Source organism: Thiomonas sp. X19 (genome assembly GCF_900089495.1).
Taxonomy (GTDB): domain Bacteria; phylum Pseudomonadota; class Gammaproteobacteria; order Burkholderiales; family Burkholderiaceae_C; genus Thiomonas_A.
Genome location: NZ_LT605203.1, coordinates 2,328,758 through 2,342,369, shown reverse-complemented (window position 1 = coordinate 2,342,369; position 13,612 = coordinate 2,328,758). Strand labels below are relative to the sequence as shown.

General features: G+C 60.1%; 13 protein-coding genes, 1 pseudogene and 1 other annotated feature. Of the genes and pseudogenes, 1 reads left to right on the top strand and 13 read right to left on the bottom strand.

Annotated features, from left to right (window positions below; genetic code table 11):
- Window positions 1-16: 16 nt before the first annotated feature.
- The 13 genes and pseudogenes from THIX_RS11195 to THIX_RS11140 all read right to left on the bottom strand — a co-directional run bounded on the left by THIX_RS11195 (window position 17) and on the right by THIX_RS11140 (window position 12,198).
- Window positions 17-346, bottom strand: a complete 330-nt coding sequence (locus tag THIX_RS11195; RefSeq protein WP_112486306.1) for an HU family DNA-binding protein — start codon at window positions 344-346, stop codon at window positions 17-19.
- A gap of 246 nt (window positions 347-592) precedes the next feature.
- The gene (locus THIX_RS11190; RefSeq protein ID WP_112486305.1) at window positions 593-1,015 is read right to left on the bottom strand and encodes a hypothetical protein; all 423 of its coding nucleotides are present in this window, start codon (window positions 1,013-1,015) and stop codon (window positions 593-595) included.
- 65 nt (window positions 1,016-1,080) lie between these two features.
- Window positions 1,081-1,428 (bottom strand): transcriptional regulator, encoded by a 348-nt coding sequence (locus THIX_RS11185; protein ID WP_112486304.1) that lies wholly within the window; start codon window positions 1,426-1,428, stop codon window positions 1,081-1,083.
- Window positions 1,425-2,471, bottom strand: coding sequence for a hypothetical protein (locus THIX_RS11180; RefSeq protein WP_112486303.1), 1,047 nt, complete (start codon window positions 2,469-2,471; stop codon window positions 1,425-1,427). The genes THIX_RS11185 and THIX_RS11180 overlap by 4 nt, the downstream gene beginning before the upstream one ends.
- Window positions 2,472-2,622: 151 nt before the next feature.
- The gene (locus THIX_RS23395) at window positions 2,623-3,480 is read right to left on the bottom strand and encodes a beta-propeller fold lactonase family protein (protein ID WP_158540863.1); all 858 of its coding nucleotides are present in this window, start codon (window positions 3,478-3,480) and stop codon (window positions 2,623-2,625) included.
- 44 nt (window positions 3,481-3,524) lie between these two features.
- Window positions 3,525-4,631 (bottom strand): beta-propeller fold lactonase family protein, encoded by a 1,107-nt coding sequence (locus THIX_RS11170; RefSeq protein ID WP_112486302.1) that lies wholly within the window; start codon window positions 4,629-4,631, stop codon window positions 3,525-3,527.
- A 40-nt stretch (window positions 4,632-4,671) separates the two neighbouring features.
- Window positions 4,672-7,281, bottom strand: a complete 2,610-nt coding sequence (locus THIX_RS11165; protein WP_158540862.1) for a beta-propeller fold lactonase family protein — start codon at window positions 7,279-7,281, stop codon at window positions 4,672-4,674.
- A 265-nt stretch (window positions 7,282-7,546) separates the two neighbouring features.
- Window positions 7,547-7,876, bottom strand: a complete 330-nt coding sequence (locus THIX_RS11160; protein ID WP_112488313.1) for a TfoX/Sxy family protein — start codon at window positions 7,874-7,876, stop codon at window positions 7,547-7,549.
- 108 nt (window positions 7,877-7,984) lie between these two features.
- Window positions 7,985-8,419 carry a GFA family protein gene (locus THIX_RS11155; protein WP_112486300.1) on the bottom strand — a complete coding sequence of 145 codons (435 nt, stop codon included), beginning with the start codon at window positions 8,417-8,419 and terminating at the stop codon, window positions 7,985-7,987.
- Between the two features lie 455 nt (window positions 8,420-8,874).
- Window positions 8,875-9,228, bottom strand: coding sequence for a hypothetical protein (locus THIX_RS22995; RefSeq protein ID WP_146748521.1), 354 nt, complete (start codon window positions 9,226-9,228; stop codon window positions 8,875-8,877).
- An 80-nt stretch (window positions 9,229-9,308) separates the two neighbouring features.
- Complete coding sequence (locus tag THIX_RS11150; protein ID WP_112486299.1) at window positions 9,309-9,818, bottom strand: hypothetical protein; 510 nt, start codon at window positions 9,816-9,818, stop codon at window positions 9,309-9,311.
- 893 nt (window positions 9,819-10,711) lie between these two features.
- Complete coding sequence (locus THIX_RS11145; protein ID WP_112486298.1) at window positions 10,712-10,930, bottom strand: SWIB/MDM2 domain-containing protein; 219 nt, start codon at window positions 10,928-10,930, stop codon at window positions 10,712-10,714.
- Between the two features lie 42 nt (window positions 10,931-10,972).
- Window positions 10,973-12,198 (bottom strand): annotated as a pseudogene (locus THIX_RS11140) (IS3 family transposase).
- Window positions 11,804-11,920: a sequence feature (AL1L pseudoknot), on the bottom strand. Its footprint overlaps the pseudogene before it by 117 nt.
- Window positions 12,199-12,371: 173 nt before the next feature.
- Between THIX_RS11140 and THIX_RS11135 the strand changes: the two are divergent.
- Complete coding sequence (locus THIX_RS11135; RefSeq protein ID WP_112486297.1) at window positions 12,372-13,418, top strand: IS110 family transposase; 1,047 nt, start codon at window positions 12,372-12,374, stop codon at window positions 13,416-13,418.
- Window positions 13,419-13,612: the final 194 nt, after the last annotated feature.

The window sequence follows — 13,612 nt, the reverse complement described above, 5'->3', positions numbered from 1 at the left end:
ACCAGCCCCGTCTTCGTTATTGTTGCGGCAGTGAATCGATGGAGGCCAGGGCAAGCGCTGGTCCGGCTTGCATCGGGTCCAGCGCCTGGAGCGGCTTGCCGGCCCTGAACCTTGGCGACCGCGTGGCCGGCGCCATGAACGTTTCGCCGGATCGCGGGTTGCGCACCTGACGCGCCCGGCGCTCGGAAGCGCTGAAGGCTCCGAAGTTGCGAATCTCCACGCGCTTGCCCTCGGCCACAGCCTGCATGACGGCCTCCAGAATGACCTCGACGCTTTCTTCGGCATCCTTGCGCGCAAGGTGCGGGTGGCGCTCAGCCAGGCGGTCGATCAGTTCGGAGCGGAGCATGGTTGGAGTGGAAGGGGGCGGGATTTTCTCGACACTCACCTGGCATGACACCGGGCGTACACCATCAATCGAGCAAGGGAACCGAGAACGCCAAGCCGTTGATTTGCGGCCTGGTGCGCTCTCGTTTCAAGTGCTCTCGAAAACGGTGGTTTACGGCATTTTGGGCGCTACTGTCCACATATTGATGGCTTCAGTCCGACAGTTCATCCATCAACGCACTTGGCAAACAGTTTTCTGAAATGGACCCTATTGCATTGACTTGAGATTGAACTCCGCTTTCATGACGCCGGGGTTGGAGCCGGTTTTCTCGCCGGGGATGGTGATGAGGAATTTACCCGCAACCACGTCCTGACCCGGCGTCCAAGTTTTGTCGTCGAAGCTGATCCAGCGCTTGTAGATGTAGACGCCCTTCTTCAGGGTCACGGTCATGGGAGCTTTTGCGCCTTGCTCAAACAGGCTACCCTCGACCGATGCGTCCACCGGCAGTGGCGTGTTGGCCGGGAGGAAGAGCACATACTCCTTGTGCGTCGGCGCCTGTTCGCCAAAGCGCACGACCGGCAGCTTGGCCATGGTGTCGGCACCGGGTAACACCAGACCGGCGCAGCCGGACAGGGAGAGGGCGGCCATGACCGCAGCGGCGATGGTGATGGTGTGGAGGCTTGGTTTCATGGGTGAATCCTTTGCGGATGGTGGGTGGAGAACGAGGGAAATGAGCAGATTCCAAGCAGCAGGTTTTAGGCAGGCCTGACCCGCTGGGATGCGGTGGGCAAGGCGGGGGCCGCTTCACTCAAGGTCATCAGCGTGTGCAACTGCGCGATATAGGCCGCAAGTGCCTTGCGCCCTGCGGGCGTGAGGCTGAAAACGGTCTGCGCGCGCCCCGTGGCCGCCTCCTGTTTGCGCGCCTTGACGTAGCCCACGTCGGTGAACTTGGTCATGTGCGAATCGAGGTTGCCGTCGGTCGCCTTCAGCGCCTGCTTGAGTTCGGAGAAGGTGGCCTCGCCGCGCGCCGCCAGATAGGCGGCGATCTGGGTGCGCAGCGGCTGATGTAGTAGCGGGTCGAATTGGGGCAAGGTTGTGTTCATGGCAGACTCAGAACAGGGTTGGTGGTGCGGAAGGCAGCATGCACTTGTAGCTCTGCGCTCTGGCCCTGGAGCGCAACGCGGATGCTGTCGATGCGCAGGAACAGGAGCCCGTCGCTGAGGCCATGCCACCCCTGCCCGGAGAGCTGGTAGCGGCCATCGGGCTGGCCATCGCGGGTCGACAGCAGGATGGGTTGATCCACGGTGATGGGCAGTGAAGCCGATGGGCTGGCGGCCAGCAAGGGGCTGTCGAGATCGAGTCGGATGTGGGCAACGGTTCCGGCAGGAAGCAGCAGCACCTGCGCCCCCGGCTGCGGATGAAACGCGCCGATGGGCACAGGCCGGGCGTTGGCAGGCGTTGCGCCCAGGCTCGGCATGGCTGCGATCAGCAAGGCCGGCAGGATCACGGCAGCGAGCCAGAGGCCGAGAGCCGCCAGCCGCGTGGCAAGCGCCCTGCCGTCGGTAGACAGACTGAGTGTGCCGGCGAGCGGCAGGCCGATGGCAAAGCAACACGCGGCCAGCCAGCGCAGGATGGGCATGGGTAGACCGAAAGCCAGCCCGGCGATGCCCAGCAGGATGGTGGACATGCCGATCCACTCGATCAGGGCGCGGGAAAACAGCCCGAACAGATACACGCCCATGCCCAGCAGCACAATCCACAAGGCGTAGATCATCTGCCCGCCGCCATAGAAAAACGTGGCCACCGTGCCCAGTATGCCGAGGCCGAACAGCAGCCACCAGGCGCGCGTGATTTGCGCCTGGGCGAAGGGCACGGTTTCATCGCGCACCTGCCGGGCGCGCCGGGTCAGGCCGTGGTCGAGCAGCGCGGCAGAGCCGAGCCAGAACGACAACCACAGCAGCACCGCGAGGGCGCGCAGATTACTGCTCGGGACCCACTGCGGCGTCACCACCAGGTCGGTGAGGGCGCAGAGTAGACCTCCGGTGAATCCCCAGATCAGCAGGCTGTGACGCTCCAGATGCACACTGCGCTGCCCAAGGCTGAGCATGGACTGGATGGATAAGAGGCGAGCCTCGGCGTCTTGCATAGCTTGAGTTGATTTACTCTGAGTTGCAGAGTTTATGCTCTGCAACTCAGAGCGTCAAGCGATGAAGTGAGCGTCAAGATGGCGATGGGTCAAAACACGGTCAGCGCGTACTTGCCTTCGAATTATCGAAAACGGTGATTTACCACCCGCATTATGGCTGCACTACTGTGACGGAGACGAGCGCGTTTCCCGTCGCGAACGGGCTGCCCTGGACGGGGGTGAGCGCCCCGGTGGCGGCATTGATTTGGTAGGCCGAGATGGTGCCTTTGCTGGGACCGTCGCCAAAGTTCGCCACATAGGCGAAGGTGCCTGCGGGGTTGACGGCGACGGATTGGGGGTAACGTCCCGCCACGAACGGACTGCCAAGGACGGGCGTGAGCGCTCCGGTGGTCGCATGGATGCGATAGACCGAAATGGTGCTGTCATCGACATTGGCCACATAGGCGAAGGTGCCTGCAGGGTTGGTCGTGACGGAGATGGGGTTGTTTCCCGCTTTGAACGGACTGCCAGGGATTTCGGTCAATCCACCGGTGGTGGCGTTGATGCGGTAGGCCGAAACAGACCCGTCACCGGGGTCTGCTGCGTAGAGGTATTGGTGTTTTGGTGCCGTCGATTGCAAGAGTCTGAGCGTGGAACGCCCGTTCTTGCTGGTGAGCACCAGCACCTGGCCCGGCAAGATCCAATGCGGGTTGGGAATCTGCGCCCGATTCATCCCCCAGAGTGCGGGCCAGCGCCCGGGTTTTTTCAGGTATTGGCCAGCAATGCGCCAGAGCGTGTCTCCACGCTGGATGGTGTAGCGCTGCGGCGCATTTGGAGCCAATTCGGTCACGGGGATGCCGTGCAGCGCCGCTGTATTGGCTTGGGCACGCTGCAGCGGTGTGATTGAAGCATTCGGTACGCCCCGGCGCGAGGGGTGGTTGGCAGAGTTGGCCCCTGTATGGGCCAGCGCCGCACCAGAGCACAGCAAAAGCCCTGCTGCGGCAACGTGACTGATCAGTATGTTTCGCATGGATTGATGTCTCCGGCCCCCTCTGAATCCCGGGCGGTCAGAGGTCAAGGTTGCGCGATCGCAAGATGTGCCGGGTTCGCTCCCGCCGCGAACGGACTGCCCGGCACAGGGGTCAGTGTGCCGGTGGTGGGATTGACCCTGAAAGCCGAGACGGCTCTCCCGCCACCAGTCCCCTGATAAACGAAGGTGCCTGCGGGGTTGATAACCACGGAAGCGAGGTAAGCGGGCAGACTGCCCACAACCGGGGTGAGGGCGCCGGAGGTGGTATGGATGCGGTAGGCTGAAATCGCGCTGTTGTCCGTCACATAGGCGAAGGTGCCAGCGGGGTTGACAACCACGGATTCGGGGCCATCGTCGGCCGCTGCGAACGGACTGCCTGCAACCGGGGTGAGTGCGCCGGTGGCGGCATTGATGTGATAGACCGAGATGCCGTTGCGGCCCGCCATGTAGGCGTAGGTGCCTTGGGAATTGATTGTGACGGAGGCGGCAGCGTTTCCAGTGGCAAATGGGCTGCCCTGGACGGGGGAAAGCGCGCCAGTGGCGGCGTCAATGCTGAAAACCGAGATCATGCCGATGTTGCCATCCACGACGTAGGCGAAGGAGCCTGCGGGGTCGATCGTGACTGACGAAGCTCCCGGTTTTGCGGGGAACGGACTGCCCGGAATGGGGGTGAGCGCACCGGTGGAGGCCTGGATGCGGTAGGCCGACACGGTGTTGCTGTATCCGCTCGCCACATAGGCAAAGGTGCCTGCGGGGTTGATCGCGATACGGCTTCCTTGATAGCCCGTGCCAAACGGACTGCCCGGAATGGGGGTGAGCGCACCGGTGAAGGCATGGATGCGGTAGGCCGAGATGCTACCTCCGAAATAGTCCAGCACATAGGCGAAAGTGCCTGCGGGGTTGACCGTGATCGAGTCGGCCATTCCTGCGGCAAACGGGCTTCCTGGGACTTGCGTGAGCGCGCCGGTGGTGGCGTTGATGCGGTAGGCCGAAACGGTCCTGTCACCGGCGTTTGCGGCGTAGAGGTACTGCGGTCTTGGTGCCGCTGATTGCATCCCCCCGAGCGTGGAGCACGCCGTCATCGATAAGATCGCCATCAAGCCGAGAATGAGCCTGACAGGCGTGCGTGGGCTTTGTCGCATGTGTTTCATGTTGAACTCTCGTGGGGGTAGCGCGCTTCGGACGCAACCATCAAGGCTGCACGACCGTGACGAATGCGGGACGAGTTCCCGTCGCGAACGGACTGCCAGGGACTTCGATCAATGCCCCGGTGATGGCGTTGATGCGGTAGGCCGAGATGGTGCCTTTGGTGAATCCGTAGCCCAGGTTCGCCACATAGGCGAAGGTACCTGCGGGGTTGACAGCTACGGAGTGGGGGTTGTGAAGTCCCGTCGCGACCGGATTACCCGGGACTGGGGTGAGCGCGCCGGTGGTGGCGTTGAGGCGGTAGGCCAAGACATCGCCGGTGTCGTCGAGATGCTGTTCCGTCACATAGGCCAATGTGCCTTCGGGGTTGATCGTGATGGATTTGGCATCCGGATTTGCGACATCGCGCTCTCGGATTTCATGGTGAGACCCATTTGCGGCATCGATGCGGAACACCGCGATCCCGTCGTTGACCAACCAATAGGCGAACGGGCCTGCGGGACTGACCGTCGCATTTGGGGCGGGAAGATAGGCGTTAAGTTGGCGAACGGAATCCCAATCGTCGTCCGCGGGGGTGAGTGCTTCGGTGGAGGGATCGATGCGATAGGGCCGGAAGCCGTTGCTCATCCAGTTTGCGACATCGACCATCGTGCCGTCTGCGCTCACCCTGACGACGTAGGGCTGGTTTCCCGCTTTGAACGGACTGCCAGGGATTTCGGTCAATGCCCCGGTGGCGGCGTTGATGCGGTAGGCCGAGACGGTGCCGCCGCTAGTGTTCGCGACATAGGCAAAGGTGCCTGCTGGGTTGGCCGTGAGAAATTGGGGGCCGCCGTGATCCGCAAACGGACTGCCAGGGACTTCGGTGAGTGCCCCGGTGTTGGGATTGATGCGGTAAGCCGAGATGCCGTCGCCGTTCGCCACATAGGCGAATTGAGGTTTCGAGGGCGAGAACTCAAGCGTGGAGTGTCCTTTCTTGAGCATGAGAGCCTGCGCCTGATCCGGTAAGCCTTGCTGAAACGGCACCAGCACCGGGGTTGCGACGATCTCACTCGACCCATTGCCGAGTTGACCGTGCCGGTTGTATCCCCAGACCCAGAGATGGCCGCCGTTGTCGAGGGCGTAAGCGGAAGCGGAGCCGGCGTTGTCGCGGATGTAAACGGGAGTGAGAGGGGAATCGACGTTTTTGTTGCTCGCGGCGACCACGCTGACGATCGAAGCGGGCCCCCGAGCAACGGGGAATGGGACCAGCGCCGGTGGATTGAAGCTATTCGCGAGCGACCCATTGCCCAGTTGACCGTACCTGTTGTTTCCCCAGGCCCAGAGTCGTCCAGCGCTGTCGATGGCGTAAGCGGAGTAGCCATCAGCTTCCATACGGATGATCGAAGCCCCACCCAAGGCGGACGGGAACTGGACTCGCACCGGGGTGGAGCACTCCTTGAGCGACCCATTGCCCAGTTGACCGTACCTGTTCCCACCCCAGGCCCAGAGATGGCCGGCGCTGTCGATGGCATAGGCGGCGCCGTCGCTGTTGCGGGTGGCCGCCACGCGAACAATCGAGGGCGGCCGCCGCCACCAAGGCGCGGGGAACTCAATCCGGACCGGAGTGGATTGACGCGTCGTCGACCCCAGCCCTAGTTGGCCGTATCCGTTGTGTCCCCAGGCCCAGAGATGGCCGGCGCTGTCGAGGGCGTAGACGTATCCGTTGCCGGCGCTCCCAGTTGCCATGCTGACGATCGAGGCGGACCCCAATGCGGCGGGGAACTGGACCTGAGCCGGGGTTAAGGAGCCACTCTTCGATCCATTGCCCAGTTGTCCGGCCTCGTTGTCTCCCCAGGCCCAGAGATGGCCGGCGCTGTCGAGGGCGTAGATGGAGAGGAAGCCGTTGTCGTCGTCATCGACCTCGACGCGGACGATCGACGCATTCCCCAGGGTCCTTGGAAACGGGACGCGCGCCGGGGTGGAACGACCCTTGGTCGGCCCATAGGCCAGTTGGGCGTACCCGTTGCCTCCCCAGGTCCAGAGATGGCCGGCGCTGTCGATGGCGTAAACGGGTCCGAAGTCGTTATGGACGGTCGCCACGCTGACGATCGAAGCGGCCCCCAAGGTGGCGGGGAAACGCACCTGCGTCGGGGTAGAGCGATTCGCGAGGTCCCCATGGCCGAGACCCAATTGGGCGTGCGCATTGTCTCCCCAGGCCCAGAGATGGCCAGCGCTGTCGAGCGCGTAGGCGGAGTGGTAGCCGTTGACAGCCACGCTGATGATCGAAGCATCCCCCAAGCCAGCAGGGAACCGGACCTGCACCGGGGTTGAACGATTCGTGGTCGACCCATCCCCCAGTTCACCGACCTTGTTGTCTCCCCAGGCCCAGAGGCGGCCGGCGCTGTCGATGGCGTAACTTGAGGAGCCATCCGTCGCAAAGCGCTTGTTTGCGCCTGACTTTGCGGTGACAAAAGCGGGGGTGATCACCGCAGGCCCATTCGCCACGTCGGCGAATTGCGGCCCTCTGGACACCGTACTCCCGCTGCCCACACCATGCAAGCTGCCGCAGGCCGTCATGGAAAGGGCCAGTGTGGCGCTGGCGGCAAGGATCAAAGATGAACGCAGATGCATGGCGAAGGCTACGAGGAAAGGGATGGTCATCCGCAAGGCGGGCATGGGATGTGTGCAGTTTGTTTTCTTGCAAACACGGGTTCGCCGCCTACTGCGGTTGCACAATCGTGATGGAATCGGGCTTGGTTCCAAACGTGAACGGACTTCCCGGCACGGGTGTGAGCGCACCGGTGGCGGCATTGATGCGGTAGGCCGAGATGGCCCCTAGGCGGCCGACATGCAGAGGCTGGCGAAGCCCGTTGGAGCATGTCCGCTCGGTGGAGTGGTTTGGCTGCGACGTCATAGACACTGCGCGCATGGGAGATGAGTGCTACTTCTTTGGCAGCGAGCCAACAAATTGAAGCGCCGCGGCGATGAGCTGGCAACGCATGTCGTCATCACCGTACACGCTCGCACCGGCGCGAACCCAACCGTGCATGTGTTTGCCGCGAGAAAGCATGGGCTCAATGCCGGTGACTGCGAGCGCCCAGGCGTCGTTGCCTTTGCCCAACCGGACGAGCATTCCGTCATCGCGTGCTCCGCAAAGCAGGTTTCCGCAGAGTAGCCATGCCCAGCCGCCGAACATCGCCTTGTCCGTGATGCATGGCGTCGCCCGGAGTTCGTCATAGATAAGTTCTTCCAATCCTTGGTCTCGCGCCATGATCGCTTGATCTATTGCATGAGCGAAATTGGCAACAGCGTCACCGTTGCGGCCCAACGTCAAGTTGAGGGGCGCCCCGCTTTTGGCGCGCCCCGCTTGAACGCCATGCTAGGCATGAGTGTCCGAGTGTAGAAACTCAACGAACTCGGACAATTCCGGCATGGTTTCAAACTGTTTCCCCGGTGATGCAATCACGTCCCACGAAGCTTTGGAGCCAACGAACAGATGAGCGGCGATTGCCAGTTGGCCCTCTTCATCAAGCAAGCCGACAGGCACCCAATAATATGGCGCGCTTCTGAGAGGGTTGGGTACGGGAGAGCCGCATTTTGAGCAGAAGTCAGAACGAAACCCCGTGTCCTTAACCCAGGTGGAAATGTATTCCTGACCGGCAAACCACCGGAAATGCTCAATACCAACAATAGTCGCAGTATTCGATGAGGAACCGCCCAGCTTTCGACAAAGTGAGCAATGACATTGGTAGAGCTTCGGAATAGCGCCGACAATTTCAAACTCAACTTGCCCGCAGAGACATTTGCCATGCATAGAGTCACCCTTGATGCCTGACGTAATATAGATCGTCTGATAAACCCGACATCACAGGTTATCTGACGCGATAACCACAACAGTGAACTGGGTGTGCAGGTACGCTGCAGGGAAGAGACTCGCGTGAAACGGGCCATACAAACCAATGAGCCCCGTCGCCCATATCACCCAATCCACATGCCTGGTGGAGCAGAACCAAAAAACAAGATCTTTTGCGCCCACCATCAATCAAGTGAGGAAACCGAGAACGCCAAGCCCTTGATTTGCGGCCTAGGGAAGCGCTGATTTATTCGATTGGCCAGCTTTCGGTCAACGGTATACCATTGATTCGTCAGTGCATCACTGTTCTAGCGTAGGCGTCATTCTGATTAAATCAGCGTTTCCCTAGTGCGCTCTCTCGTTTCAAGTGTTTTCGAAAACGGTGGTTTGGGATGCTCTTCAACTTTGAACCCGCCTCATTTATTCTTGACTTCGACGGTGACATTGGGGGAAAAAGGCAATCCATCTGGATTACGTGCCAGCTCTGGGTCGCCTTTAGGTAAACACTTAAATTGCAGTTCAGCATTGCCAAAATTACTAAAACTGGCATCCTTTTGGCGAGAACGCAGGGGGAGCATAACTTCGCTTTTATCTGCGCAGAACTTATCGGCATTCTTATAGAGTCCTGCCTTTAGCCCGGCACCAGAACTCCAGGACCACGCACCTGTGTCCGTCATCATGTATGTATCGCCGCCCATCGCAACTGGCCCAGAAGCACAGCCGGAAAGCATTGAAACTAAAAATACTGTAAGCAAATAAATCCCCTTCATGGGTTTCCTTTCTGTTTGTTGAATTTAATATGGTTTGTGTCACGTAGAAGTCACCGGCGCTGCGCGGTTAGGCTGCCGACTCACCAAGCAATCTCATCCATTTTATCAAGTGCGGTGATTCGCGCACCCTCCTCTGAAATTGGCTGCCACCACATGAGGAGTGCAGCCACAATCTGGGCAATGGGTGCCTCGTCCTCACCAAATACGTTTTCTACTATTTGCTTGAAGGTACGGAGTAGCGGCGCTTGTGGCTCTTCACCAGCTCGAATTACAAATAATCCGGAATACTCATTCAAGCGCTTGTCGAAAGCTGGGATAACCAATCGGGAGATTTCATCGTGGGAATAGTCATCGCTGAGCCAAGCAAGTAGTTCATCCATGAGGTGGGAGCCAGTTTTCTCCAACTTTGGTCTCGGCAGGCCTTGCAATGAACGTTCGACTATCCAGAACATTGCGATAACTGCCTCAAGGTTATTAACCGAACATTTCTCGAATGCCTTTTCAGCCTTGAGCCTGATCGCCATAGCTTTGTTCAGAGCCTCAATCACGACGCCTTGGTATGGCACTTTCTTTTTTCCGAACCACCCCATCAGTATTCCCCGAAGTTTTGTGATGCCCAATGTCCAACCTCGACCGCCAGCCCGCCGTAGTGAAGCAGAGGGGTTGGTCGGCGAAGGCGCTTGGTTGGGCATAACCCATCCAACTCTGATGTGCTCAAACACGCGATCTGTCATTTCTGCTTCTCTGATACGAGTCGCTGGGCTGGTTTTCAGCTTTCGTCCTTGGCGAGCCGGTGGCCCTCAACGTCAAGGCGAAAAATTTCAGGCCGGTAAAAGAAGCGCGGAGCATCCGGATCTGACGGAACCCGGTAAAGCCGACCCCCACATGAATGAACGAAGTTCGACGAGGTTCCTTGTTCGTCGAAGGCAATGTAGGAGACATCTTCCTTTCCACAACTGAGGCATCGGGCCGACGAACGCCTCAGTTCTGCTAGGCGAAGTAAGTTAGCAAGCTCTTGCAACTGGATTTGAGCGTCGTTCGATTTGCCACCCAGAGCGCGATCGATGGCATTCTTGAAGAGCCCCGAGATCGGCTGGCGCTTTGGCTTCCGTGTTTCAAGCTCGCTCCTGATTGCGTTGACATCGAGTGTTCCCTCGACGTCACGTATTCCTTCGCAGTTTCTGCACCATCCAAACTCTCGACCAGTGTCGACCGTGTCGCCGTCAGGGAGCAAGTATCTCAGCGTTACGGGTCGATGCTGCATGACTCCTTGATATTCGCATCCATGACAGCGGATGTGGCTACTTGGGACAGACATATTTGTCTCCTGAGACGCCAACGATTGAGATCACCAGCCGCGGAGGGAACCTGCAAACGCAGCTTACAGGCGGTTCGTGTTGACCGAAGGGTTATGCGTGGCTGAAAAAAGAGACCTTTTGCGTCAAACGGCCATATCGCACGAAGTCAGGCCCTCGCCGGTCGGTTATCTCAGATGCGCGTTGAGCAGCTTGGTCATCTCAAACATGCTCACCTGGGGCTTGCCGAAGATGGGCCTCAGCTTGGCGTCGGCATTGACCATGCGTTTGTTGGCCGGGTCTTGCAGGTCATGCTTCTTGATGTGCTCCCAGGTCTTTTTGATGACTTCGGTGCGCGGCAAGGGGGCTGCGCCGACGATTTCCGCCAGTTCAGGACTTGGGGTCAAAGGTGAACCGCCCCGGGTTTCGTGGAGGCTGGTTGGTTTAAGTCATGCCGGAATGGCGTGGTGACTGGCTTGTTGCCGCCAGTAGTTTGCCTCAGCTTCTGCCGGAGGGATACCCCCAATTGGTTTGAGCAGTCGGGTGTGGTTGAACCAGTGCACCCATTGCAGGGTGGCAAGTTCTACGGCTTGCCTGGTTTTCCAGGGTCCGCGGCGGTGAATCAATTCGGCCTTGTACAGCCCGTTGATGGTCTCGGCCAGGGCGTTGTCATAGGAGTCTCCTTTGCTGCCCACTGAGGGCTGGATGCCTGCCTGCGCCAAGCGTTCGGTGTACTTGACGCTGACGTATTGCACTCCTCTGTCCGAATGGTGGACCAAGGCATTGGCAGCGGGCCGACGCGCGTACAAAGCCTGCTCCAGCGCGTCCATCACGAAATCGGTCTGCATGGATGTGCTCACCCGCCAGCCAACGATGCGTCGGGCAAACACGTCGATGACGAAGGCCACGTACAGCCAGCCTTGCCAGGTGCTCACATAGGTGAAGTCCGACACCCAGAGCTGGTTGGGCCGCTCGGCTTTGAACACCCGGTTGACGTGGTCCTGTGGACATGGCGCGCAAGTGTCGGGTACCGTGGTTCGCACCTTCTTGCCCCGCCGGGCACCCTGCAGCCCCAGGCGTTTCATCAGCCGCTCGACCGTGCAGCGCGCCACCCGATTGCCCTCGCGGTTCATCTGCAACCAAACCTTGTCAGCTCCATACACCTAACAGTTGGCGTGCCACACACGCTGGATGTCGGCAGCCAGCGCATCGTCGCGCTGAGCACGGGCGCTGCGCAACTCGGGGTTGCGCTGGCGGGCGGCATGGCGCCAGTCACACGACGGGGCCATCTGCAGCACTTTGCAGATGGGCTCGACCCCGTGCATGGGGCGGTGCTGGTCGATGAATCGCTTCAGCCCTTCAAACGGCGGTCGAGCTCCGCCTGGGCGAAAAAAGCACTCGCCGCTTTGAGGATGTCATTGGCCCGGCGCAATTCCTTGTTCTCGCGCTCGAGTTGTTTGAGGCGTTCACGCTCGCTGCTCGTCAGGCCGTCGCGCTGGCCTGTATCGACTTCCTCGCGCTTGACCCATTCGAGCAGCGTCTGTGGCACGCAGCCAATCTTGGGGGCCATGGATTCGACTGCGGCCCACAGCGAGGGGTACTCGCCTCGGTGCTCCTGGACCATGCGTACCGCGCGCTCGCGCACTTCGGGGGAAAACTTGTTCGTCTTGTTCATGGCTCCATCTTCTCAAAGGTTGGAGCCTCCTCAAAACCCGGAGATGGCATGGTCCGCCCACCTACAGCGCCGCCGCTGAAGTGAGACCATCCACCCAGTGGGGGCCTCGCAGAAACGGCATCAGAGTGCCAAAGTGGAAGCTCTAGCAACCACCTCAACCTGGAGGCCCCGCCATGCAATCTACTGCAAATCTGCCAGTCATTGGTCTGGATTTGGCCAAGTCCGTGTTCCAGTTGCACATCGTTGACGCGGAGACTGGCGAGATTCAGCGCCGCCAGATCAAGCGCGCCAAGCTCACCGAATTCTTCGCCAAATGCCAGCGCAGCCTGGTGGCGATGGAGGCTTGTGGCACATCACACTACTGGGCGCGGGTGATCAACTCCTTTGGGCATGAGGTCAAGCTACTGCCGGCCCAGCATGTCAAGGCGTTCTTGCTGCGTGACAAGACCGACGCCATGGATGCGCAGGCGATTTGGGTCGCAGCCCAGCAGCCCCATATCAAGCCCGTACCCGTCAAGACGGAGCGGCAACAAGCCTGCATGGCCTTGCACGGCATGCGCCGCCAGCTCATGAAGATACGCATCATGCAAACCAATGCGCTGCGCGGCATCTTGGCCGAGTTCGGCATCGCTCTGCCAGTGGGTCACAACCAACTGCTCACAACGATCCAGGGCGAGCTGGCCAAGGCACAGGAGGATGATCTGCTACGCGCAGATCTGGTGCTCAGCGTACAGGAACAACTCAGGCGCATTGAAACCTTGCAAGATGACATCGATCACCTTGGTCAGCGGCTGCGCGCCATGATCCGGGAAGATCGGCAGATGCAGGCGATCCAGCAAATTCCCGGCGTTGGGGAGTTGACAGCCTCAGCGCTGGTGGCGGCCGTCGGAGATTTCTCGACCTTCAAATCTGGTCGCCAGTTTGCGTCTTGGGTTGGGTTGACGCCACGGCAGGTCGGTACCGGGGGAAAGACGCAGCAGTTGGGCATCTCCAAGCGTGGCGATACCTATTTGCGTACCCTGCTGATTGCGGGGGCCAGAGCTGTGATCGCCAGGGCAGCGACGTCAGGTTGGATCCCTCGGCTGCTGGAGCGGCGCCACTACAACGTGGTCGTGGTGGCTCTGGCCAACAAGATGGCGCGCACAGTGTGGGCAGTCCTGGCCAAAGGCTCAGGCTTTGACCGGGTCAAGTGGAATCCGCTGGAGCCGGTGAGCGCCTGATCAGCATGCGTTGAACAACATCCCGACCGTGACCGAGTGATCCCGTTTTGAAGGAGAGCCTGCAAGAGGCGTGATGATGGAATGAGGGTCAAACCAGGTTGGAAACATCCCGATGAACCGCCCGTACCCCAAGTACAACCCGGAGATAGGAATTCCGACCGCGTATCGCCATCATGGGCAGCAGCACCAACTGC